At 59.6% G+C, this 23865-nt stretch carries 23 protein-coding genes; 7 read left to right on the top strand and 16 right to left on the bottom strand.

From position 1 onward, the window contains the following. Positions 1–2 precede the first annotated feature (2 nt). Positions 3–1520: a YifB family Mg chelatase-like AAA ATPase gene (locus ACURWW_RS02795; RefSeq protein WP_445615501.1), complete on the top strand. Its 1518-nt coding sequence runs from the start codon at positions 3–5 to the stop codon at positions 1518–1520. Between the two features lie 98 nt (positions 1521–1618). Here the strand turns inward: ACURWW_RS02795 and ACURWW_RS02790 are convergent, their stop codons facing one another. After that, the gene (locus ACURWW_RS02790) at positions 1619–1828 is read right to left on the bottom strand and encodes a cold-shock protein (RefSeq protein WP_445615500.1); all 210 of its coding nucleotides are present in this window, start codon (positions 1826–1828) and stop codon (positions 1619–1621) included. Positions 1829–2075: 247 nt separating this feature from the next. Further along, positions 2076–3008 (bottom strand): glycosyltransferase family 2 protein, encoded by a 933-nt coding sequence (locus ACURWW_RS02785; RefSeq protein ID WP_445615499.1) that lies wholly within the window; start codon positions 3006–3008, stop codon positions 2076–2078. A gap of 305 nt (positions 3009–3313) precedes the next feature. On the opposite strand from ACURWW_RS02785, the gene rep reads away from it, so the two are divergent. Beyond that, positions 3314–5323 carry a DNA helicase Rep gene (gene rep, locus ACURWW_RS02780; RefSeq protein ID WP_445615498.1) on the top strand — a complete coding sequence of 670 codons (2010 nt, stop codon included), beginning with the start codon at positions 3314–3316 and terminating at the stop codon, positions 5321–5323. Between the two features lie 113 nt (positions 5324–5436). Here rep and ACURWW_RS02775 read toward each other — a convergent pair whose 3' ends face one another. From ACURWW_RS02775 to ACURWW_RS02760, 4 genes are all read right to left on the bottom strand, one after another. Further along, complete coding sequence (locus tag ACURWW_RS02775) at positions 5437–5850, bottom strand: c-type cytochrome (protein ID WP_445615497.1); 414 nt, start codon at positions 5848–5850, stop codon at positions 5437–5439. A 311-nt stretch (positions 5851–6161) separates the two neighbouring features. Further along, a complete protein-coding gene (locus ACURWW_RS02770; protein ID WP_445615496.1) occupies positions 6162–6806 on the bottom strand; it encodes a thiol:disulfide interchange protein DsbA/DsbL in 645 nt (214 codons plus the stop codon). Between the two features lie 40 nt (positions 6807–6846). Continuing rightward, a complete protein-coding gene (locus ACURWW_RS02765; protein WP_445615495.1) occupies positions 6847–7503 on the bottom strand; it encodes a thiol:disulfide interchange protein DsbA/DsbL in 657 nt (218 codons plus the stop codon). A gap of 168 nt (positions 7504–7671) precedes the next feature. Continuing rightward, the gene (locus ACURWW_RS02760) at positions 7672–8349 is read right to left on the bottom strand and encodes a c-type cytochrome (protein WP_445615494.1); all 678 of its coding nucleotides are present in this window, start codon (positions 8347–8349) and stop codon (positions 7672–7674) included. A gap of 191 nt (positions 8350–8540) precedes the next feature. Here ACURWW_RS02760 and yihA point away from each other — a divergent pair, with 191 nt between their 5' ends. After that, positions 8541–9176 carry a ribosome biogenesis GTP-binding protein YihA/YsxC gene (yihA, locus tag ACURWW_RS02755; protein ID WP_445615493.1) on the top strand — a complete coding sequence of 212 codons (636 nt, stop codon included), beginning with the start codon at positions 8541–8543 and terminating at the stop codon, positions 9174–9176. 539 nt (positions 9177–9715) lie between these two features. Here yihA and polA read toward each other — a convergent pair. Next, positions 9716–12442 (bottom strand): DNA polymerase I, encoded by a 2727-nt coding sequence (polA, locus tag ACURWW_RS02750; protein WP_445615492.1) that lies wholly within the window; start codon positions 12440–12442, stop codon positions 9716–9718. 123 nt (positions 12443–12565) lie between these two features. After that, positions 12566–13468 carry a zinc ABC transporter substrate-binding protein gene (locus tag ACURWW_RS02745; protein WP_445615491.1) on the bottom strand — a complete coding sequence of 301 codons (903 nt, stop codon included), beginning with the start codon at positions 13466–13468 and terminating at the stop codon, positions 12566–12568. Between the two features lie 62 nt (positions 13469–13530). Between ACURWW_RS02745 and ACURWW_RS02740 the strand changes: the two genes are divergently transcribed. From ACURWW_RS02740 to znuB, 3 genes are read left to right on the top strand one after another with little or no spacing between them, the layout of a single operon-like run. Then, a complete protein-coding gene (locus tag ACURWW_RS02740) occupies positions 13531–14010 on the top strand; it encodes a transcriptional repressor (RefSeq protein ID WP_445615490.1) in 480 nt (159 codons plus the stop codon). Then, positions 14007–14747, top strand: a complete 741-nt coding sequence (znuC, locus tag ACURWW_RS02735) for a zinc ABC transporter ATP-binding protein ZnuC (RefSeq protein WP_445615489.1) — start codon at positions 14007–14009, stop codon at positions 14745–14747. Before ACURWW_RS02740 ends, znuC begins: the two co-directional genes overlap by 4 nt. Continuing rightward, on the top strand, positions 14747–15532 hold the full coding sequence (gene znuB, locus ACURWW_RS02730) for a zinc ABC transporter permease subunit ZnuB (RefSeq protein WP_445615488.1): 786 nt from the start codon (positions 14747–14749) through the stop codon (positions 15530–15532). The genes znuC and znuB overlap by 1 nt, the downstream gene beginning before the upstream one ends. A gap of 16 nt (positions 15533–15548) precedes the next feature. Here the strand turns inward: znuB and ACURWW_RS02725 are convergent, their stop codons facing one another. Genes ACURWW_RS02725 through ACURWW_RS02710 form a run of 4 tightly spaced genes read right to left on the bottom strand, consistent with a single transcriptional unit; the run spans position 15549 to position 18570 of the window. Beyond that, positions 15549–16199 carry an SCO family protein gene (locus ACURWW_RS02725; RefSeq protein WP_445615487.1) on the bottom strand — a complete coding sequence of 217 codons (651 nt, stop codon included), beginning with the start codon at positions 16197–16199 and terminating at the stop codon, positions 15549–15551. A gap of 38 nt (positions 16200–16237) precedes the next feature. Continuing rightward, positions 16238–17161: a heme o synthase gene (gene cyoE, locus ACURWW_RS02720; RefSeq protein ID WP_445615486.1), complete on the bottom strand. Its 924-nt coding sequence runs from the start codon at positions 17159–17161 to the stop codon at positions 16238–16240. Positions 17162–17207: 46 nt separating this feature from the next. After that, complete coding sequence (locus tag ACURWW_RS02715; RefSeq protein WP_445615485.1) at positions 17208–17810, bottom strand: SCO family protein; 603 nt, start codon at positions 17808–17810, stop codon at positions 17208–17210. Between the two features lie 34 nt (positions 17811–17844). Further along, positions 17845–18570 carry an SURF1 family protein gene (locus ACURWW_RS02710; RefSeq protein WP_445615484.1) on the bottom strand — a complete coding sequence of 242 codons (726 nt, stop codon included), beginning with the start codon at positions 18568–18570 and terminating at the stop codon, positions 17845–17847. Positions 18571–18667: 97 nt separating this feature from the next. Between ACURWW_RS02710 and ACURWW_RS02705 the strand changes: the two genes are divergently transcribed. After that, positions 18668–18889: a DUF2909 domain-containing protein gene (locus ACURWW_RS02705; protein WP_445615483.1), complete on the top strand. Its 222-nt coding sequence runs from the start codon at positions 18668–18670 to the stop codon at positions 18887–18889. An 82-nt stretch (positions 18890–18971) separates the two neighbouring features. Here ACURWW_RS02705 and ACURWW_RS02700 read toward each other — a convergent pair whose 3' ends face one another. The 4 genes from ACURWW_RS02700 to coxB form a co-directional block, all read right to left on the bottom strand. Further along, the gene (locus tag ACURWW_RS02700; protein ID WP_445615482.1) at positions 18972–19874 is read right to left on the bottom strand and encodes a cytochrome c oxidase subunit 3; all 903 of its coding nucleotides are present in this window, start codon (positions 19872–19874) and stop codon (positions 18972–18974) included. Between the two features lie 86 nt (positions 19875–19960). Continuing rightward, positions 19961–20518 carry a cytochrome c oxidase assembly protein gene (locus tag ACURWW_RS02695; RefSeq protein ID WP_445615481.1) on the bottom strand — a complete coding sequence of 186 codons (558 nt, stop codon included), beginning with the start codon at positions 20516–20518 and terminating at the stop codon, positions 19961–19963. A 65-nt stretch (positions 20519–20583) separates the two neighbouring features. Beyond that, a complete protein-coding gene (ctaD, locus tag ACURWW_RS02690) occupies positions 20584–22137 on the bottom strand; it encodes a cytochrome c oxidase subunit I (protein WP_445615480.1) in 1554 nt (517 codons plus the stop codon). A 12-nt stretch (positions 22138–22149) separates the two neighbouring features. Then, complete coding sequence (gene coxB / locus ACURWW_RS02685) at positions 22150–23265, bottom strand: cytochrome c oxidase subunit II (protein WP_445615731.1); 1116 nt, start codon at positions 23263–23265, stop codon at positions 22150–22152. Between the last annotated feature and the right edge of the window lie 600 nt (positions 23266–23865).

The raw sequence follows: 23865 nt of genomic DNA, 5'->3' as shown, positions 1-23865 counted from the left end.
AAATGTCTCTCGCCCTCGTCTATACCCGTGCCCGGGCCGGTATCGATGCGCCGCTCGTCACGGTGGAAGCACACCTTTCCAACGGCTTACCGGCCCTTTCCATCGTGGGCCTGCCCGAAACTGCGGTAAAGGAGAGCAAGGATCGGGTTCGCAGCGCCTTGCTGAACAGTCACTTCGAATTTCCCGCCCGGCGAATCACCATCAACCTGGCTCCGGCCGACTTGCCGAAGGAAGGCGGCCGCTATGACCTCGCTATCGCGCTGGGCATTCTGGCGGCCTCGGGGCAGATTCCTCCCGATGCACTGGCTGGCTTTGAGTTTCTCGGCGAGCTGGCGCTGTCGGGTCAGTTGCGACACATTCGCGGCGCGCTGCCCGCTTCCATGGCCTGCGGTCGTGAAGGCCGCGCGCTGATACTCCCCGACAGCAATGCCGAGGAGGCAGCGCTCTGTCGTACCACCCGGGTCTACAAGGCTGTAAGCCTTCTGGAAGTTTGCGCCCAGCTGCACGGGCGGGAAGATTTGCCACGGGCCCGGTTCAACTCATCCGCATCATTGACCGACTACCCGGATCTGTCTGAGGTCAAGGGGCAGGCGCAAGCCAAGCGGGCGCTGGAGGTGGCTGCGGCCGGCGGCCACAACGTGCTGTTCTACGGTCCGCCCGGCACCGGTAAGACCATGCTGGCCAGCCGGCTCCCCGGAATTTTGCCACCTTTGAGCGAAACCGAGGCTCTGGAGGCCGCCGCGATCGCTTCGGTGGCTACGGGCGCAGCGCCCCGCCACTGGTTGCAGCGCCCTTTCCGCGCGCCCCATCATTCTGCCTCGGCAGCGGCTCTGGTGGGCGGCGGCAGCAATCCCAGGCCCGGGGAGATTTCCCTGGCCCACCGGGGCGTTCTGTTTCTGGATGAGCTGCCCGAATTCCAACGCCAGGTTCTGGAGGTTCTTCGTGAACCGCTGGAGTCGGGACAGATCTGCATTTCCCGCGCGAACGCTCAGGTGGAGTTCCCTGCCCGCTTCCAACTGGTCGCGGCGATGAATCCGTGCCCCTGCGGCTACCTGGGTGCGGGGGACGACCGTTGCCGATGTACGCCGGATCAGGTGCTGCGTTATCGGCGCAAGATCTCCGGGCCGTTGCTGGACCGGTTTGACTTGCAGGTGCCTGTCAACGCGGTGGACACACGCCGCTTTCAATCAGCGCAAGCGGGGGACGAATCCTCCCGCATTCAGGCACGGGTCGTTGCCAGTCGGGAGCGGCAAGTCAGTCGTCAGGGCAAAAGCAACAGCGAGCTCGCGGGTCGGGAGCTGGAACGCGTGTGTCCGCTCGACGATGAGATGCGGACGATGCTGGAACACGCAATGGAGCGACTGGGTTTATCCGCGCGTGCCTATCATCGGTGCCTGCGGGTTGCGCGCACGTTGGCGGACATGGCAGGAAAGGAGCACATCGGCCGTGAACAACTGGCCGAAGCATTGAGCTACCGCAGCCTGGATCGGCGGACACGGGCAGACACAGCTCCGGCCTGAAGCGCCCGGCAAAAAACATGAGACGCAATAAAAAAGGCAGACTCTTTCGAGCCTGCCTTTTTTGTTCGCTTTGACTCCCGCGGGTGCGGGAAGAGCATTTAAAGAGCGACGATGTTTTCCGCCTGGGGGCCTTTCTGCCCCTGGGTCACGTCAAACTGGACGCGCTGACCTTCGACCAGGGTTTTGAAGCCGGAGCCGACGATGGCGCTGAAATGGGCGAAAACGTCCGGACCGGAATCCTGTTCGATAAAACCAAAGCCCTTGGATTCGTTAAACCACTTTACAGTGCCAGTAGAGGAAGTAGACATAGTGTCATCCTATTCGTTCAAAAAGTAGAGGTGACCTCGGAGAGGCCGGTTTTGCTGGAAGTGTTGCTGAGACTTACTTATGAAGAACCGGATGAGACTGGACGTCTGTGGTGTGCATAAACAAGGGGCGTACTTTCAAGCTGGTGGCGATTATAGAGCTTCCCGGAGAGCTGTCAAACACATTTGGAACCACAACGCTGAGCGGATGAGGCAGAGTCTCATAAATACATATGCGGGAAGGACGAGCTCAGATAGCACCCCTCTGGCGCGACTTCAGTGCAAGCTGCCAGACGCGTGCTTTGATTGTCTGCGCAAGGCTGCTGCGGAGCTGCGAAGCTTTTCGGAAACAAGTATCGGCCTCCGAGAGCCGGTTGGCCTTGAAGTAGGCTTTACCGAGTGAGTTGTATTTGCGCTGCATGATGTGTTTGAAGCCGCGCCCGAGCTCATCCAGAAGGTCGGGGTTGTTGGCGACCTTCTCTTCGAGGATCCTGATTTTTGATTCGCGGTTGAACAACTTGTCGCGGGTAGCGTTGTCGCCGTGAACCCGATAACGGTGCAGCGGTTCTTCCAGATAGTAGTACTCGTAGTCGCGCGTAATTCGCATCCACAACTCGTAGTCCTCTCCAATCACATAATTCGGATTGAAGAGGCCGCTTTTCTCTAGACATTCCCGCCGGGTCATGGCGTTGATGGACAAGAGACATTTCCCTGCGATGTAGTCGTAAAGACTGACCGCGCCCTGCATCGGCTTCTTCCGTTGCTTTTGGATCTCCACCGTGTGACCGTCGCGATCGATAACCGCCGCACCGGTCACCACCAACCCCGCGCGGGGATGCCTGCGAAATAGTTCAAGTTGTTTTTCCAGCTTGTTCGGCATCCACTCATCGTCGGAATCGAGAAAGGTGACGTATTTGCCATGTGAATTCTCTATGCCTGTGTTGCGTGCGCGGGCCACTCCCTGGTTCTCCGGCAGCAAAAAGGCCTTGATTCGGGGGTCTTTGCGGCAGTAATCCTCGATCAGGTCCCTTGACCCGTCAGTAGAGCCGTCGTCGACAATGACATATTCGATGTTGGCGTGCGTCTGGGCGCGAACACTCTCAATGGCCTGGGCGAGATAGCGACTACCGTTGAAGTTCGCCGTAACCACAGTAACTAGAACTTGATCCAAATGCTCACCCATTCCAGGATTATTGTTATTGCCGGGCCCACCCGCGATGTCGCCCGGGACCCAGCCTTACAGCTTGACTGCGCCGTACACCCTGCACTCCCCAAGGGCCCCGACACGTCCACCCGCCGCCGGATTCCTGTGGGCCGCGAGTGCCGCAATGATACACCTCCGGCACCGGGCTGTTAACATCCACTCCGCTTCTGCCGGCTGCCCGGCCTCGGTTGGGACCGTTAGGCAGCATTTTGCGGCCCTGGTGGTGATGTTGGCGCAGGCCAGTTGCTACAATGGGGCTGCAACCCACCACATCGTAGTAATTTGTGACCCAACTCAACGCCCCCCAACGCCGCGCCGTTCGATACGTGGACGGCCCCTGCCTGGTGCTGGCCGGCGCCGGCAGCGGCAAAACCAGTGTAATCACCCACAAGATCGCGTACCTGATCGAGGGCTGCGGTATCCCCGCCCGCAACATCGCGGCTGTAACCTTCACCAACAAGGCCGCCCGGGAGATGAAGGAGCGGGCCTCCAGGCTGGTGAAGGGCAAGGCGGCGCGAGGTCTGATCGTATCCACCTTCCACAACCTTGGTCTGCGGATCATTCGCGCGGAGTACAGGAAATTGGGCTTTAAAGCCGGGTTTTCCATCTTCGACAGTGAAGATGCGCGGGCGGTGCTGAAGGAGATCATGATCAAGCATGACGATCTGGACAGCGACCACCTGGACCGTGTACAGAACCAGATATCCCAGTGGAAAAACGACCTGGTCACGCCCGAGGATGCGCTGGGCCTCGCCCAGAGCGACGGCGAAGCCGCGTTCGCGCGCATTTATCAGGGCTATCATCAAGCATTAAGTGCCTACAACGCCCTGGATTTTGATGACCTCATCGGCCTTCCGGTGCAACTGTTTTCCAGTGAGCCCGATGTTCTCGCCCGCTGGCGCCAGAGAGTCCGCTATCTTCTGGTGGACGAATACCAGGACACCAACAACAGTCAGTATCGTCTGGTCAAACAGTTGGTCGGAGACCGCCATTGCCTTACCGTGGTGGGCGATGACGACCAGTCCATCTATGCGTGGCGCGGTGCCAACCCGGAGAACCTGGCCCAGCTGCAGCGCGACTTCCCCACCCTTGCGGTGATAAAGCTGGAGCAGAACTACCGGTCCACAAGCAGGATTCTCAAGGCCGCGAACCACCTGATTCAGTTCAATCCCCACGTGTTTGACAAAACCCTGTGGAGCGAGATGGGGATGGGGGAGCCGATTCGCATCATTCGCTGCAGCAACGACGATGCGGAAGCGGAGCGAGTGGCTACGGAGATTTTGCATCAACGGCTTGGGCGCGGAATCAAGTTTCGCGATTTCGCGGTGCTGTATCGCGGCAATCACCAATCGAAGCTCCTGGAGCTGAAGCTTCAGCAGCACCAGATCCCCTATAACATCAGTGGCGGCACATCGTTTTTCGCTCGGGCGGAAATAAAGGACATCATGGCCTACCTGCGGCTGGTGGTGAACCCCGATGACGACAACGCCTTCCTTCGCATCGTGAATACACCGCGCCGGCAGATCGGCACGTCCACCTTGCAGACCCTCGGCCATTACGCGAGCCAGCGGGAAATCAGTCTTTACGCCGCTGCCCAGGAGTTCGGGCTGCAGCAACAACTTCCGGTCCCGGCCATGCAGCGCCTGGAGAAATTCGTTGCAACCATCGAGTACACGCGCCAGGCCTCCGCGGAGCACGACCCGGTGAGGATACTGCGGGAGTTGGTCGAGGACATCGACTACGAGGGCTGGTTGCACCAGAATGCCAGCAGCGGCAAAGTTGCGGAGCGCCGCATGGAGAACGTCCACTTCCTGCTCGGTTCGATTCAGAAGATGCTGGAGAAGGATGAGGGGGACGAGGTTGACCTCCAAGGAGCGATTGCCAAGCTGATTCTGCAGGATTTGCTCGACCGGCAGGAGGAGGAAGACGAGAGTGACCGGGTGCAGCTGATGACTCTGCACGCCGCCAAGGGCCTGGAGTTCCCCCACGTGTTCGTGCTCGGCCTTGAGGAAAATCTGCTGCCCCACGCCAACTCCGTCGCCGACGGAAACGTCGAGGAGGAACGTCGCCTGGCTTACGTGGGTGTTACCCGCGCGCAGAGAACATTGACGCTGACACTGGCCGCCAAGCGCAAGCAGTTCGGAGAGGTAATTGAATCAACCCCCAGCCGGTTTCTCGAGGAATTGCCACAGGAGGACGTGACGCGGGAAGGGTTTGCTGAGGATTCGTCTCCGGAGCGGAACAAGGACCGCGGGAGCGAGACGCTGGCCAATCTGCGAGACTTGCTGGCCTAGGCTGACGGGCCATGGCAGATAACCTGCGCAGTGACCTGTCACCCCCGGGAAACTGGCCCGGGGTGCAGGCGGGCCGAAGATTACGGCCCGCCAATCTTATCCTGAGCAGGCGATTAGCTGCTTTCCTGGACCATGTACTCAACGGTCTCGCGAATTTCCTGCTCGCTGCAGTCCATACAGATACCTCTCGGAGGCATGGCGTTAAAGCCGTTCCAGGCATTTTCAAACAGAACATCCATGCCCTTCGCAATGCGCGGCTCCCACGCGGCTGCGTCGCCCAGTTTGGGGGCACCGCCCACGCCGCTGTTGTGGCAGGAGGAGCACTTGCTCTGATAGATTTCGGCAGGGTCGCGCGCTTCGCTCGCAGCCACGACAGTGGTACCACCGGTGCACTCTTCGCCTGCCATGCAGACTTCCCCGACGGGGGCCAGACGCTCCGCAATTGCGTCGGTACGCGAATCCGCTACGGCCACGGCTGCCGCAGCCATCAGGGCCACCGCCGCAAATCCAGCTACTACTCGTTTCATGTGTTCCACTATCAAACCCTCACTGTTACCGAAATCCGAGGCCTACTGAGGCCAAAAGGGCCATCATTATAAGCTCAATTACCCATCCGTAAAATCGATTGTTGCCATTATCCGGCCCGGAGTCATCAAATCGAAACCCGGACCACACCGAATCTGCGTCGGCCCCGAAGCGGTCAGACGGGCGCGGGGGTCCATTTTCGGTCGGGACAGACCATCCGAAGTGAACGGCTCAGCGACCGGGTGGCGGCGATTTGGGCTTTGGTAGGAAAGAACGAGGGCGACCGGCGGGAGCCGGTCGCAGCAAGGGGGGCTCAGGCGTCGCCGCGATCCTTGCGGATTTTCTCGATCAGGAAGTCAGCGATTTCCAGCATGGTCTCGTGGTCCACACCGGCGCCGGGCTCAATGACATATTCACCGTTCACCAGCATGCTCGGGGTGCCGCGGACCTGGGACCCGGCAACCTTCGCTTGCCCCTGGCTCACCTGGCTGGTGATTCCGAAGGAGTCGAACGTTTTATTGAACACCTCTTCGTCAACTCCCTGACCGGTAAAAATGTCGGCGATCTGCTCCTGATTCTGCAAGCGTTTGCGCTCCGCGTGAATGGCTCGGAAAAGCGCGGGGTGGACGGTGTCCATCACCTCGAGAGCCTGCGCGGTGTAGAGAGCCCGGGCCAGATTCTCCGTGGTGCGGTCCCACTTCACATGCAGTTTGACAACCTGGACATCGTCCGGGAGTTGCTCTTTCCAACGCTGTAGCAAGGGCTCGAAGTTGTAGCAGTGACCGCAGGCATAGGAAAAGATCTCCGCCACTTCAATTGCGTCCTTGCTGCGCACCGGGACTGGATCGGACAGACGCTTGTAATGGGTCCCTTCTTCAAAGGGGCCGGCGGCGAATGCGGAAGTGGCCAGCAGCATGCAGCCGATAAGGGTTGTTGCGAGTTTGTAAAAGTGCTTCATAACCTAGCCTTCTGTGCTGTCGTGACTGTTCGTTGTTCTTTTACTGTTCGGCGGCGCGCTCCGCGCGGACTTTGTCGACGAGAAAGTCCGCCACTTCAAACATTTTGCTGTGCGGCACCTGCCGGGTCGATTGAATTCGGTACCGCCCGTGAACGATGAGCTGCGGCGTGCCGGTGATCTGGTAACCGCGGGCCTTGGTATCCGCCTCCTTCAGGAGGGCAGTGGTTTCGGCCGAATTGAACACCCGCACCGTCTCCTCCTCTTCAGCTCCGTGCCGGGCGAAGAGCTCAGCCACTTCCTCCGCGCTGTTGAGCCGCTTGCGCTCCACATTTATGGCGTCGTAGATGGCCTGATGCACGTCTTCCAGAATTCCCAGCTGCCGGGCGGTGTAGTAGGCCCGGGCGTGGGTCTCCATGGGGCGGCTCCACATTGCCGGAACCTGGACGAAGTTGACGTCTTCGGGCAGATCCTTCTTCCAATCAAGCACCAGGGGCTCGAAGCGAAAGCAGTGGCTGCAACCGTACCAGAATACCTCGGTCACTTCGATTTTGTCGGGATCTTCTACCGGAACCGGCTCCGGAAGGACGAGATAGTGCACGCCTTCACGAAAGGCGGGGCTGGCTTGGGGATTCTGGGCTAAAACTGGAAAGGACAACAGGGCGATGGCCAGGGTTGCCATCGGCAAAAGTTTGCGCATAGAGGACCTCGTTCCGGCGCTGACAACGGGGTTGCGCCCAATGGTTTTCGACGCGCACACCGGCGATGCAGCGCTCGCGGCACCCCCCAATTGTTCGCTCGGTAGGGGTGGCTGGCGGCCCGTCAATGATCGATACGGGCTGCCATTCAGCGATGCGCTAAAAGACCATTACTGCGCCGCTGAGTTCCCTTCACCAGCGTAGAGGCCGGCGATGTAATTGGATACAGCGGTGATCTCTGCTTCGCTCATGTGCTCGGCCACCTGGCGCATGACCTGCTGTTCATCGTTGGTGCGCTCACCCAGGCGGAACGCTTGGAGCTGCTTGGAGATGTAGTCCGCAAACTGGCCACCCAGGCGCGGGTAACCCGCCGGAGCGTTGCCGACCCCGGTCGGGGAATGACAGCCGCTGCAAGCCGGGACACCGGTTTCCGGGTTGCCGAAGCGGTAAGTGGTGCGGCCCAACGCCAGAGCGTCGGTTTCGTCACCGCTGTTTAATTTCACAGTGGCTTCCTGGGCACCCGCCAACTGCAGTGTTTGCTCCGCATAGTAAGCGGCGACATCCCGCAGGTCCTGTTCGGACAGCGGATTGAGCATGCCGGTCATTTCCGGGACCACCCGCGCACCGCTTTTGATGTCTTCCAGCTGCTTGTAAAGGTACTTCTCCCCGAGTCCGGCCAGCTTGGGATAGATGGCCGCGCCACTGTTGCCGTCGGCACCGTGACAGGCGGCGCAAACCGCCGTTTTCTCCGCGCCGGCTTCAGCATTCCCCTGGGCCAGAACCTGGGCGCCGTGCGCCAGGGAGAAAAGTCCCAGGAGAATAGTCGCGGCTTTGGTGAAATTCTTCATCGTTAAATCCGTAGTGAACAGTAGTGTGCGAGTGGTTGCGGACCGGGGACGCACCGAGGGCGGGCGGTCGCAAAGGCGGCACATTATATACTAACCGCGCCAAGAATCTAAACGGACGACCTCCAGACACTGGGGGCGCAGCAATGGCATTCAGAGTAGAATGACCGGCCTCACCGTCAGCGGAGCAAGTCGTGCCAACTGCCATCGATTTTAATAGTGCCGAGTTCAGCCAGAGCGCCCCCAGCCTGGCCGAATGCCCGGCCGACGAAGGCGCCGAGGTGGCCTTTGCCGGGCGCTCCAATGCGGGCAAGTCCAGCGCCATCAACACTCTCACCGACAACACCAAGCTGGCGCGCACCAGCAAGACGCCGGGGCGCACCCAGCTCATCAATTTTTTCCGGCTGAGTGACTATCAGCGCCTGGTGGACCTGCCCGGTTACGGGTATGCCAAGGTACCGCAAGCGATGAAGCAGCGCTGGCAGCGCCATCTGTTCGAATACCTGCAGAAGCGGCAAAGCCTGCGGGGGCTGGTGCTGCTGATGGATATCCGACACCCCCTCCAGGAGTACGACACGAACCTGCTCAACTGGGCGGTTGAGGTTGAAATGCCGGTCCATGTGCTGCTGACCAAGGCGGACAAACTCAAGAGCGGCCAGCGCAAGAACACTCTGTTCAAGGTCCGGCAGCACCTGGAAGCCGCTCAGGTGCATGATCTGGTTACGGTCCAGTGCTTCTCGTCATTGAAAAAGGAGGGCTTGCAGGAGCTTAAGGGGGTTCTGAACCGGTGGCTGGAGGCGGATCCGGAGCAGAATGCCGCAGATTCCTGAGGAATTTACTTGCCAGGCGCGAATTTCAACTATACTCGGCAGAAGAGTCGCGAAGGCGTTGACCGGGCAAAAAAAAACCCGACAGCTTGGGGCAACCGCCGGGTTCAAATACCAGCACTCTTGGGGCCGAGCACTGGAATCCGACTGAAACACATTGGGCATATGCTTCAGTACGCCACTTAGGACTGGACGGGCTGCAAAATGTTCCGACCGGTCTGGCGGATTCATGAACAATTGGGCGCGAATCGCTGACGCAGGCACAAAAAAAAGCCCTGACCAAGGTGGTCAGGGCGCTTTGCTATCGAGTCAAGTGCTAAGCAAGGCTCACTACAAGCCAGTAATAGGAGAGTAAGACACCAATCGAATTGGTAACTCCTCAGACTGGGTCCTTTGGTTAAAGTTCTCCACAGCCGGCAAATCTTGCCAACTGCATCACAGTGGACGATGTTCTCAAGAGGACAGTCGGCCTTTGCTCAGTGATCCGGGTTGCCGGGCCCCTGAAGCTCAGGCGCCCGCCATTCGAGCACGAGCCAGCCGGGTCAGTGGGCTTCGTCCCAGTTGTCCCCGGTTCCGGCCTCCACCAATAAAGGCACCTTCAGCTCCGCCGCGCCGGTCATCAGCGCCGCCAGCCTTGCGCTGACCGCAGTCACGGCGTCGGCCTTGACCTCCAGCACCAGTTCGTCGTGAACCTGCAGGATCATGCGGGCCGGGATGCTCTCCTCTCGAATCCACTGGTCCACCGAAATCATGGCCCGCTTGATGATATCCGCCGCGCTGCCCTGCATGGGCGCGTTGATGGCCGTGCGTTCGGCGGCCTGGCGGCGCATACCGTTGCGGTCGTTGATTTCCGGCAGGTAGAGCCGGCGCCCGAATATGGTTTGCACGTAGCCCTGCTCCCGGGCCAGCTCCCGGGTATCGTCCATGTAGCGGCGCACGCCGGGATAACGTTGGAAATACAGGTCAATGTACTCCTGCGCCTCCTTGCGGCCGATTCGCAGCTGACGGCCGAGGCCGAAAGCGGACATGCCGTAGATCAGGCCGAAATTGATGGCCTTGGCGCTGCGCCGCTGCTCCTGACTCACCTGATCGAGAGGCACGCCAAAAACTTCGGCTGCGGTCGCCTGGTGGATGTCGAGCCCGTCTGCGAAGGCTTTGAGGAGCCCTTCGTCGCCCGAAAGGTGGGCCATGATCCGCAGCTCGATCTGGGAATAGTCCGCCGCAACAATCTGGTGACCGGGCGGGGCCACAAAGGCCTGACGGATGCGCCGTCCCTCTTCGGTCCGAATAGGGATGTTCTGCAGGTTGGGGTCCGAGGACGACAGTCGACCGGTGGCCGTCACAGCCTGGTGGTAGGACGTGTGCAGGCGACCGGTGCCAGGGTTCACCATCAGAGGCAGTTTGTCCGTATAGGTGGATTTGAGCTTGAACAGGCCACGGTGGTCCATGATGACCTGGGGCAGGGGGTAGTCCAGGGCAAGTTCCTGGAGCACTTCTTCCGCGGTCGACGGAGCGCCTTTGGGCGTCTTCTTGAGCACTGGCAATTTCAGCTTTTCGAACAAAATGGCGCAGAGCTGCTTGGGCGAGCTGAGATTGAAGGTCTCTCCGGCCAGTTCGCAGGCTTGGGCTTCAAGCTGGCGGAGCCGTTCGTCCAGCTGAGCGCTTTGCCGCGCCAGGGCTTCCCGGTCCAGCAGCGCGCCCTGGCGCTCGATGCGCGAGAGCACCGGCACCAGAGGGATCTCCAGATTCTCGAACACACCGCGCAGGGGGGCGATCTTTTGCAGCTGTGGCCAGAGAGCCTGGTGCAGGCGCAGGGTGATGTCGGCGTCCTCTGCCGCGTAGCGGGAGGCATCCTCCAGGGGAATGGAATTGAAGGTCAGCTGTTTGGCGCCCTTGCCCGCGATGTCCTCAAAACGCACGGTCTCATAGTTCAGATGTCGGCTCGCCAGGCTGTCCATATCGTGGCGACTCGCCACGGAATTGAGCACGTAGGATTCGAGCATGGTGTCGAAGGCTATGCCGCGCAGCTCGATGCCGTGATTGGCGAGCACGTTCCGGTCGTACTTCAGGTTCTGCCCCAGTTTGAGCTTATCCGGGTCCTCCAGCAGTGGGCGGAAGCGCTCCAGTACCGTTTCGCGGTCCAGCTGCCCGGGCGCCCCGACATAATCGTGACCAAACGGCAGATATGCGGCCTCGCCAGCGTTTACTGCAAAAGAGAACCCCACGAGACGGGCTTCCATGTAGTTGAGGCTGGTGGTCTCGGTATCGAAGGCAAAGAGAGGCGCGTCTTCCAGCCGCTGGAGCCATTTGCACAGCGCCGCCTCGTCGAGAATGGTTTCGTAGTTGACCGCAACCTTCTCCAGGCTCTGGGCGTGGGCGCCGGGATCGCCGCCCAGCTCCTTCAGCCACTGTTTGAGCTCGTAGCGCTCGCACAGCTCGATGAGGCGGGCGCGATCGGGGTCCGACGCCTTCAGGTCGGCGGGGCCGAACTCCAGTTCCACGTCCGTCTTGATGGTGGCGAGCCGGTGAGACAGGTAGGCCTGCTCCCGGTGCTCCTCCAGCTTTGCCGGAAGGCTCTTGGCGCCCCGTATGGGCAATTGCGGGACCTCTTCCAGACGGCTGTAGATTGCGTCCAGCCCACCCAGACCCTGCACCAATCCCACGGCCGTTTTTTCGCCCACTCCGGGCACGCCGGGAATGTTGTCGGATTTGTCGCCCATGAGGGCGAGGAAGTCGATGATGTGTTCAGGGGGAATCCCGAATTTCTCCACCACGCCGTCCCGGTCCAGGACGGTGTCGTTCATGGTGTTGACGAGGGTAACGTGAGGACTCACCAACTGGGCCATGTCCTTGTCCCCGGTGGAGACCACGGTATGGTGGCCTTCCCGGCTGGCCTGGCAGGCCAGGGTGCCGATCACGTCGTCGGCTTCCACGCCCTCCTCGATGAGAATGGGAAGGCCCATGGCGCCGATCAGGTCGTGGACCGCCTGCACCTGACTGCGGAGCTCGTCCGGCATGGGCGGTCGATGGGATTTGTATTCTGCGAAGATTTCATCGCGGAAGGTCTTGCCCTTGGCGTCGAAGACTACAGCGATCTGGCTGTCCGGATAATCCTTCTGGAGGCGCCGGATCATGTTGGTCACGACCAGGATGGCCCCGGTGGGGCGCCCGTCGGCCGTACGCAGATTCTGACGCTGCATTGCGTGGTATGCCCGGTAGAGGTAGGAAGAACCATCCACCAGTACCAGGGGGTTGTTGCTTGAAGTCATAATCGTCGTCTTCGATGGTAAATAGTTTGCGTGGGTTGAAACGGTCGCGTTAATGGCTGGGGTACAGAACTGCCCATTTTTTCATACCCGGGACCAAGGCGCGACGCACGTTCGCCGATTCGATCAGCGCCCCGAGAGGCAGGACACCATGTCGTTCGCCAATTGCTCCATCAGATCAGAGTAGCTTTCGGCGCCGAGCCCGAGAATGTCCAGGGCTTGCACCTCCAGGCCAAGCTGGCGAGCGAAGCTCCGGGCGGTGGCGGATTCGTGCCCGGTTTCCACAAACAGGCAGCGGGCTTGTTCCCCTGCCGGGAGCTCCCGCAGGCGTTTTTCCAGGTCGTAAAGATGACGTACGCCGGGGGATTGCTCCGGACTCAGGGAAATCCAATCCAGCTGGGTCAGTCCATAGGCAGCGACCAGGTATCCATAACCCCGGTGCTGGACCACGAAGCTCTGTTCTTTCACTTTTGCAAAACGCTCCTCCAGGGTGTGATCGAGGTCCGCGTAGCGCGCAGACAGCGCGGCGAAACGCTGCTGAATGTCATTGGAGCGCCCGGGATACAGTTGCACGAGGCGCTCTGCGATGGCGCGGGCCATCTCGATAGCGTATTCCGGGTCCAGCCACTGGTGCAGGTCCGGGCCGTGCCCGTGGTGCCTCCGGTCGTCGGTATGGGGTTCGGATTCGGACTGGCCGAGCGCCAGGACCCGCTCCTCCGGCAGGGAGTTCAGGGTTTTCGTCAGAAATCGCTCGAGGCTCGGGCCCATCCAGATCACCAGTTCGGCTTGCTGAATCTTCTGACGGTCGGAAACACGCAACGCGAAGTCATGGGGAGACGCCCCGGGGGGCACCTGAATTGCCACCTCTCCGAGACCCGCCAGCAGGTCATTGGCAATGAGGCCCACGGGCTGGATACTTGCCAGGAGTTTAATCGAGGAGGGCTCCTGAGTCCGCGCATCAGCGAGTTGGCTAGCACTCACCGACAGCAGCAGGGACAGCAAGCCCGGAAGGATGCGTAAGCGATACATGATAGGAATCCTTAGTGCGGGTGTTATACAATAACATAACATTTCCACCTGGCCCGCCTTTCATGGACTCCAACCCGTTCACACGGCACGACCATCGGCACTGCATCGAATCCGCGCTTACCCAGGCGCGGCAGCTCTGTGCGGATCGCGGCGTGCGCCTGACCCCACAGCGGGAGCAGGTGCTGCGCCTGGTCTGGCAAAGTCACAAGCCGCTTGGAGCCTATCCCATCATGGACATGCTTGCCGATGCCACCACCCGGCCGGTTGCGCCGCCCACGGTCTACCGGGCTCTGGACTTTTTGACCGAGCAAACCCTGATCCACAAGATTCACTCCCTCAACGCCTTTGTCGGATGTCCCAACCCGGGGCGTAGACACCAGGGGCATTTTCTCATCTGTCGCTCCTGCCGGGTGGCACTGGAATGCGGGGGTGTGGAGCTTAACAACGCCCTGGCGCGGACTGCTTCCACGGCGGGCTTTACCGCGGAACAACAGTCGGTGGAAATTCTGGGACTCTGCCCCGCGTGCAAGGAGTGTCCGTGACTTCGGTCCTGGTCTCAGCCGAGCATGTGGGCGTTCATCGCAATGGTCGTGAGCTCCTGTCCGATGTGAACCTTTCCGTTTCGCGGGGGGAAATGGTCACCCTGATTGGCCCCAATGGGGCCGGCAAATCCACACTGGTTCGCACCATTCTGGGCTTGTTGAAGCCCGACCGGGGCCGGGTGACACGGGCGCAGAACCTGCGGATCGGCTACATGCCCCAGCAGGTTGCCATCGATCCCAGTTTGCCGCTGACCGTGGAGCGCTTTTTGACCCTGCCGGGGAACAATCCCGCCCAGCTCACGCGGTGCCTGGAGCGGACGGGTACCAATCACTTGCGGCGCCAGCCGGTCCAGGCCCTGTCCGGCGGGGAGATGCAGCGGGTACTGCTGGCCCGGGCGCTCTACCGCTCACCGGAATTGCTGGTCCTGGACGAACCGGTACAGGGTGTGGATGTATCCGGCCAGGCGGCGCTCTACGGGCTGATCGGTCAGATCAAGCACGAACTGCATTGCGGCGTACTGATGGTGTCTCACGACCTGCACCTGGTAATGGCTGCGACGGACCGCGTGATTTGCCTCAATCAGCACATTTGTTGCGAAGGAAGCCCGGATAGCGTCAGCAGCAGCCCGGAGTTTCTCAAGCTCTTCGGGGAAAGCCGTTCGGTGGGCATCGCACGCTACACCCACCATCACGACCACACCCATGACAGCCCGGAACCCCCGGTGGAGAAGAACTGATGCTGCCGGAATTCCTGATCAATGCGGTGCTGGCAGGCCTGGGGGTGGCGCTGGTTGCGGGCCCTCTGGGTTCGTTCGTGGTCTGGCGAAGGATGGCTTACCTGGGGGATACCCTGGCCCATTCGGCCTTGCTGGGTGTGGCACTGGGCCTCGCCTTATCAGTGAACATCAACGCGTCGGTGGTGATTGTCTGCGCCAGCCTGGCCCTTGTTTTCGTAGCTCTGCAACGCAACCGAAATCTGGCCACGGACACGCTGCTGGGAATCCTGGCTCACTCCAGCCTTGCACTGGGGCTGGTCTCCGTGGCACTGCTCGGCGGCACCAACGTGGATTTGTACAGCTACCTTTTCGGCGATCTGCTTGCCGTTTCCCGTGACGATGTGGTGGCGATCTTTGCCGTCAGTGCTGTGGTCCTGGCCCTGCTGGGAGTGTTCTGGCGCCGACTGCTGGCCATTACGGTTCACGAAGAGCTTGCGCAGGTTGACGGGGTAAACGTCCCTCTGGTCCGCACGATCCTGATGCTGATCATGGCACTGGTCATCGCCATGGCCATGAGGGCGGTGGGCGTCTTGTTGATTACGGCGCTGCTGATCATTCCCGCGGCGGCCAGCCGCCGTGTCGCCCGGAGCCCTGAGCAGATGGCGGTGTTCGCAGCGGTAATCGCCGCGCTAGCGGTACTGGGCGGGCTCACTGCATCCTTCTACGTGGACACGCCGGCCGGACCGTCGGTGGTGTTGGCAGCGGGAGCCCTCTTTGTGGTCTCGTTACTGAAACCGCAACATTGAGGGACTGATCACTCTTTCACTCGCCGCCGTGGCTGATCACGATGGATTGATAGGTTGCCTTCAGGCGCGCCAGAGTGTGGGGGGGCTTGAAGAAGCCCTGGTACTCGCCCCGCGGATTGATCAGTACGATCTGCTCCCCATGGCTCACCTGGTAGTCCTCTCCCGCATTCGGTGGCTTCTGAAAGGGTACGTTGAGCTGGTTGGCAAGCAGCTTGATCGGCAGGAATTCGCCCGTAACTCCAATGAACCCGGGGTTGAATTTGGGCACGTACTCCGCGAGGACTTCAGGGCTGTCCCGGGAGGGGTCGACACTCACCATCACCACCTGGGTTTGCTCCCGAATCGAGTCTTCGAGCTGGTCGCTCACCGCGTCCAACAGGGCCAGGGTGGTCGGGCAGAAGTGGTGACAGTGGGCGAACCCGAAGAACAGCAGCGTCCACTGACCTTCCAGGTCGTTGTGGGTGAAAGGCTCGCCGGTGTGGTCGACCAGTTCGAAATCGTCGATTGGCCGCGGCTCCTCGAAGGTGATTGCACCGTTGTTCACCAGTTCTTTCACCGACATGACCCGCGGGCTCGTCATGGTGTATACGAAAGCAACCAGCACTGCGACGATAATCAGCAGAACGATTGCAACAGTTTTCAGAATGTTGCGACGAGTTTGATCCATGGTTTCAGAACTTCTCGGATGGGCGAGCGGCTACCGGCTCAGAAGACCGGCGGCCGGGCAGGCACGGGTAAAAGGTAGTGGTCCAGCAACATAATCACGAACAGGACCATGAGGTAGACGATTGAGTATTTGAAGGTGTCCATGCCGGCACTGGGGCGCTCGGTCAGAAGCATCACCAGAGACCAGTAAATGAAGCCCAGGCCCAGCACTACAGCGCCCAGCAAATACAACCAGTTCAGCATGCCGGTGGCATAGGGGAGCAAGGTCACCGCGAACATGATCAGGGTGTAAAGGAAAATGTGGACCTTGGTGTAACGCACGCCATGGGTGACGGGCAGCATGGGGATGTCCGCGCGGGCGTATTCGGCCTTGCGATGCACCGCCAGAGCCCAGAAGTGGGGCGGAGTCCAGGCAAAAATGATCAGGACCAGCAGCAGCGCGTGACCACTGATCTCGCCCGTGACCGCGGTCCAGCCCAGCAAGGGCGGCGCAGCGCCGGCCAGGCCGCCGATAACGATATTCTGCGGGGTGGCCCGTTTCAGGAACATGGTGTAGATGAAGGCGTAACCGACCAGGGACGCCAGAGTGAGCCATGCGGTCAGCGCATTGATGTAGACCAGCAATATGGTCATGCCCATGGCGCCAAGAATCAGGGCGAAGACGCCAGCCTGAACCGGCTCCACCCGGCCCTTGGCCAACGGCCGGTTATGGGTGCGCGCCATTTGCTGGTCCACGCGACGGTCCACCAGGTGGTTGATGGTTGCGGCCGAGCCGGCGCAGAGCGCAATGCCGAGATTGCCCAGAATGAGTACGTCCAGCGGTACCATCCCCGGAACCGCCAGCAGCATCCCGATGAGTGATGTGAGAATCATCAGCGCGACCACGTTGGGCTTGCACATCTCCAGGTAGTCGCGCCAACTGGCGCGGGTAGCTTGCTCCATAGCGATATCGTGTCTGCTCATAGTCGGGTATTCCGGCAAATGCGGTTTGGCGGCCTCGGTCGGGGCTTCAGTTGGAGGTCTTGATCAGAAATTCCAGGTCGTCCAGCAACTGATTGCCACTGTGCTGTTCATTGTAGGCCATCGACAGCGCTCCGTAACGGTGCAGAAGGTAGTACTCGGTGCCATCGAACTCCGGGGAGAGCTCTGGGCGGGTGGAAAACGCCTCCTGCCACTCCTGCGGGTTGCCGGTCAGGTAGCGCAGTCGCGGATGCTCCTCCTTGAGATAAGCGCGGAACTCGGCATCCGCCGGCTCGCCAAGCTGAACGTAGACTCGCTCCAGTTGCTCGGCATTCTTGGAAAGACGGGTGTGCACCTGGCGGGTCAGATACAGGGTTTCCCGGCACGATTCATCGCACGGGCCGCGAACGGGAAGGATCAGGCGGAACTTGGGCTTCTGCTCGCTCAATGCCCAGGCCTGGCCAGCCTCATCCTGAAACTCGAACTCGGACACGACGAAGGGTTCCTGAACCAGAATGCCTTGGTTGGTCGTCTCCGCCGGAACACCGAGTCCCGTGTAGTACATCAAGTAGGGTATGGCTGTGGTCAGGATCGCAATCGCGATGATGATCAGCAGCGGTCGGTTGGTTCGTTTTGGCTGGGATTCTGTCACGGGACTCACAATCAGGTTGAAACGATGGGTGAACTCACGAGCGGCTGCGAATGAGCTGCAGGAGATTGGTGTTGGCAAATACAAACCACACGACCAACGCCGCGGCCATGGTGAACCATTGTACGGCGTAAGCCACATGTTTTTCCGGCTGCTGGTTGATGGCCTGCCACTCCGTGACCAGCGCCCCTGGCGCGCCGCTGTCGAGCCGCACGACATAGGGGAAGAGCTCCCGCTGCAGGGCCTGCTCGAACTTGTCCATTTCCACCGCCTGGATGACCTGAGGCCAGACATCGGGCTTAATGGACTGCTCGGCAAGCAGAAACGGCTCGCCGTCCGGCACGTAGACGGATCCCGACGTTTGCAGTTCGCGCGGGAGTCCCGCAAGCGCCGGAAGCTCACGACGGTCGGGGTTAGCCTTCAGCCAACCCCGGTTAATGATGACCCATCGCCCGCCGGAGGTTTCCACCGGTACAAGCACTTCGTAGCCGACTTGCCCGGCGTGCATCCGGTTATCGAGAAGAAACTGGTGCTTTGTGTCGACCCTGCCCGAGAGAGTCACACGAACGAAGGCAAGATCGGCCGTTGGGTCCAACTCGGAGACCGGTCGTGGAGGCTCCTGCTGCCGAGCGGCAAAGCGCTCCTCGATAACACGCTTTTCCTCTGCCCGCTGAAGCTGCCAATTGCCGAGCCAGAGAAGCACCGGAAGCAAACATACAGTCAGTAGCGTAATGCGTCGATTCAGACCCAGCGACAGTTTCATTGTCCAGCAGATACCTGCGGTCGTTTAGAACGATCGGGTAGGATAGAATGAATCTTCAATTTCCGCCCCATGCCGGGCCCACCATCCGAGATCGAATATGTGGTTGAAGATAATCATCGTCCTTTTGTTCCTCGCGGTGCTCGTAAGTTTGAGCAGCGGCCTGGTGTTTCTCCTGAAGGACATGGGTAACCCGTCCAAAAGGACGCTTTATGCCCTTGGAGTTCGAATCACTCTCGCAGGACTCCTGCTTTTTGCCATCTGGTACGGCTTCCATGCCGGAATACTGACCAATACGGCACCCTGGGCGGGAAAGTACTGAACGGTAAAGATAGTGCAGGTTTCAAGCAACAATAAAAAGCAGGCCGGAGCCTGCTTTTTATTATCGGGCTTGACTCGGAATATCAGGATCCCAGGACGTAAACAAACAGGAACAGTCCGACCCAGACCACGTCCACGAAATGCCAGTACCAGCTCGCCGCTTCAAAACCGAATGCATCGTCGTGTTTGAAGTGGCCCTTCAGCACCGACCGGAGCCACATGATCAGGAGCATGAAAGTACCCAGGAAGACGTGCGCCCCATGGAAACCGGTCAACATAAAGAAGGTGGTGCCATAAACACCTGTCTGCAACGTCAGACCCAGATCCTGATACGCGTGCACGTACTCTTCAACCTGCAAGAACAGGAAGATGATCCCCAGTGCCACAGTCAAACCCAACATGATGTTGAACATCTTCTTGTTGGCGTTTTTCAGGGCGGTATGGGCGAAGTGCACGGTCACACTTGAGGTCAACAGAATCAGGGTGTTGATCAGGGGCAGGCCTTTCCAACCCATCGGTTGTTCCGCGCCGATAAAACGCGCAGCCGCCTCGCCCTCGCGAGCTTGTTCCGGAGTGGTGAGCAGGGGCCACTCGTTTTCAAAACCCTTCCACAGCAATTCGTTGGTCATGGCACTGTCGCCTTCACCGGCGAGCCATGGCACAGACAATTGGCGCAGATAGAAAAGCGCGCCGAAGAACGCGGCGAAAAACATGACTTCGGAGAAGATGAACCAACTCATGCCCCATACATAGGAGCGTTTGAGTTGAGCACTGTTCATGCCGGCCATGTTTTCCTTGATTACAGTGCTGAACCACGTCCACAGAACAGCCGCGAAAACGAGCGCACCCAGGAAGAACACTGTCATGCCGGAGCCGGTGCCTCTGATCCAGCCCGCGGCCCCGAATACGATTAAGAACAGGCCCAGGCTGGCAAAGAGCGGTAGCTTGCTCTGCTCCGGGACGTAGTAGCTGCCTTGAGTCGCCATTTTGTACTTTCTCCACGTTACTCAGTGGCCGGAAACCACTGGACTATTTTTTGAATCTGCTCTGACGCTGCCCTGAACCATTCAGCTTAACGCTGGCTCACTTGCGGCTCCCCATTTGCCGCCTCGGTGATGTCAAAAATGGTGTAGGAAGCGGTAACGTTCGTAATGTGCTTCGGAAGAGCCGGGTCCAGGTAGAACTGCAAGGCCATGTCCGCGCTCTCCCCCGGCGCAAGAGGCTGGTTTTCAAAGCAGAAACACTCAACCTTCTTGAAATGAGTCGCCGCTGATGTGGGAATGAAGTTCGGTACCGCGCGAGACACCATGTAATCGGAAGTGGTGTTTTTTGCGTGGTAACTCACCGTCGCGACCTCGCCCGGATGCAGCTCGACAACTGCAGTGTTGGGCCGGAACTCCCAGGGCATCTCCTCGTTGTTGGTAGCCATGAAAGTGACACGAACGGTGCGGCTTTCATCAACCTGAACACCCGAGTTGTCCGCGGCAATCATGTCCCCCTGACCGTCGATACCCAGTACGTCGCAGAAGACGTCGTAGATGGGTGGCAACACGTAAATTGCGAAGGCAAACATTGCGATTGCCAGAACGACCAGCTTGGCCGCCATTTTCCGAACACCTGCTTCAGCCATGTCACATACCTCTCGAGCCAGCGGGCAAGTCGGCTCCACCCGGTGAGGTGGAGCCGGGAACGTACCTACTTAACCTGGGGCGGGGTGCTGAAGGTGTGATAGGGCGCGGGGGAAGGCACAGTCCACTCAAGACCTTGCGCACCATCCCAAGCCTTATCTTTCTCCGCACGCTTGCCAGCCACAATTGTGCTGATGATGTTGAACAACAGCATCACCTGGGCCAGACCGAACATGAATGCCCCGATACTGGACAACATGTTGAAGTCCGCGAACTGCACCGCATAGTCCGGCACTCGACGCTGCATACCCGCCAGGCCGACAAAGTGCTGGGGGAAGAACGCCAGGTTGAAACCGATGAACGCGATCCAGAACTGGGTCTTGCCCAGGGCTTCGTTATACATGCGACCGGTCCACTTGGGCAGCCAGTAGTAGATGCCCGCTGTGAGACTGAAGATCGCGCCGGCCACCATGGTGTAGTGGAAGTGAGCCACTACGAAGTAGCTGTCGTGGTACTGAATGTCCGCGGGAGCGATGCCCAGCATCAGCCCGGTAAAACCACCCATGGTGAACAGAATCACGAAGGCGATGGCGAACAGCATCGGTGTTTCGAAGCTCAGCGAGCCGCGCCACATGGTGGTAATCCAGTTGAACACTTTCACACCGGTGGGCACCGCGATCAGCATGGTGGCGTACATGAAGTACAGCTCACCCGCGATTGGCATACCCACGGTAAACATGTGGTGCGCCCACACGATGAAGCTCAGGAAGGCGATACTCGCGGTCGCGTAAACCATGGACGAGTAGCCGAAGAGCGGTTTGCGGGAGAATGCGGGGATCACCTGGGAGACCACGCCGAAGCCCGGCAGAATGATGATGTACACCTCGGGGTGCCCGAAGAACCAGAACACGTGCTGGAACAATACCGGATCACCGCCACCGGCCGCGTCAAAGAACGAGGTTCCGAAATGAACATCCATCAGGACCATGGTAACCGCGCCAGCCAATACCGGCATCACCGCAACCAGCAGGAAGGCGGTAATCAACCATGTCCACACGAACAGCGGCATCTTCATCAGGGTCATCCCCGGCGCGCGCAGGTTCAGCACGGTGGCGATGATGTTGATCGCACCCATAATGGACGAAGCACCCATGATGTGGATGGCGAACACGAAAAAGGTCACCGACGGGGGCGCATAGGTGGTGGACAAGGGAGCGTAGAACGTCCACCCGAAGTTCGGCGCACCGCCTTCCATGAAGAAGGTGGAAGACAGCATCAGGAACGCGAACGGGAGGATCCAGAAGCTCCAGTTGTTCATTCGCGGCAGCGCCATATCCGGTGCGCCGATCATCAGGGGAATCATCCAGTTCGCCAGACCGACGAAGGCCGGCATGATGGCCCCGAAAACCATCACCAGGCCATGCATGGTGGTCAGCTGATTGAAAAGCTCAGGCTCGACGATCTGCAGTCCGGGCTGAAAAAGTTCTGCCCGGATAACCATCGCGAAGGCACCGCCAAGCAGGAACATGGCGAAGCTGAACCACATATAAAGTGTGCCGATGTCTTTGTGGTTCGTAGTAAACAACCACCGACTGATGCCTTTAGCAGGACCATGTGCCATTGTTTACCCCTCCTATTGATTTAACTGTAGTACATCGACGGGCTGCACCTGGTCGCCCATGTCGTTGCCAAAGGCATTACGCTGGAAGGTCACGACCGCGGCGATGTCCACCGGAGACAGCTGCGCACCGAAGGCCTGCATCGCAGTTCCCGGTACACCATTGACGACCACATCGAGGTGATCTTCCACAGCCCCGGTGGCAACCGAACTGCCGGCAATGGCGGGGAACGCGCCGGGAACACCCTGACCGTTGGCGCCGTGGCACGCTGCACAGGAGCGGTTGTAAACACCTTCGCCGCGCGAGTAGAGGTCTTCAAAGGTAAAGGTCTGGCCAGCGAGTTCACGCAGTTCCGCTGCCGCCTGCTGTTCCTGTGCCAGCCAGTTGTCGAATTCTTCCTGCTCAACTGCCTTGACGACGATGGGCATGAAACCGTGGTCGCGGCCACAGAGCTCCGCACAGACGCCGCGGTAAATGCCGGGCTCCTCGATGGTGGCCCAGGCTTCCCGAACAAAACCGGGAATCGCGTCCCGCTTGATGGCCAGGTCCGGAACCCACCAGGAGTGGATCACGTCATTGGCGGTCACGAGAAAACGAATCTTCTGATTGACCGGTACTACCAGAGGGCGGTCCACTTCGAGCAGGTAGTTGGGAACAGTCTCGGGATCAATGCCGGAGCCGAGCTGACGGGCAGCATTGCTGTCTTCATCCAGGTTGGAGAAAAAGCTCACATCCTTACCCAGGTACTCGTACTGCCACTTCCACTGGTAGCCCGTCACAACCACGTCCAGGTCAACATCAGTGTCCGTGTCGTAAAGGTTGATCATGGAGCGGGTCGCCGGGATGGCGATGAGGACAAGAATGACGAAGGGGACTGCGGTCCAGAAGATCTCCAGGCCCAGATGCTCGTGGAACTGCGAGGCCTTGCGCTTGTCGGATTTGCGGTGGGCAATCATGGTGTAGACGAGCGCGCCGAACACCAGAACGCCGATGGCCACACAAATCCAGAAAATCAGCATGTGCAGACCGTAAATTTCCTGGCTGACAGGTGTCACGCCTGGGGTCATATTGACCTGCCAACGCTCTACTTCATTCGCCACAGCCTGATGACCGGTTAAGCCCATCAGCATTGCGAACCCAAGCAGTCGGTGGAAAAGCGGTTTTGCTCTTCTCAACATCGCCCGTTGTCTCCGTATTGCCAAATTAAAAATATTCATAGCGACCCGGAGAGCCAAAGGCACCCGCTTCAATCGTCACTATCTCTTATATTCGTGTGTTCTCTCGCTACTGCCTCGTTCCACCTTTCTTACTGGAGAGTGCCGCCTGGCAGCGGGTCAACCCGTATTCGATCACCCGGAACTACAGGCCCACCCCCGGCGAAGGAGCGTCAGGCCCAGCCAAATTAATCGAAGTGTCCTTACTGGGGTTACCCGGAAGGAAGGAGCGGTCTGCGAAGCGCGCATGAGGGCATATTAACCCCATGCGAGCCAAGGTCTTAATGCCGAGACTTTGATCCAGCTCAACTCGGTCGCGTATTGTACAGAGTTCCAGAAAAATTTCAGTATCTATACGCCGGCAAATATCCGAAATAAGAACCTATTATAGACCCGCGTTAGAGCTTCGGAATCGTCTGTTCGCCGCCGGGTTGCCACAGACCCCGGAGCAGAACACAGGACCGGGCTCCCGTTCTGCCGTGACCGCCCGTGCCGCAGACGAGCCCAAGCGAACCA

This window comes from Gilvimarinus sp. F26214L, from assembly GCF_054401055.1.
The sequence above is the reverse complement of the archived record's forward strand: the minus strand, read 5'-3'. Positions and strand labels throughout refer to the sequence as shown.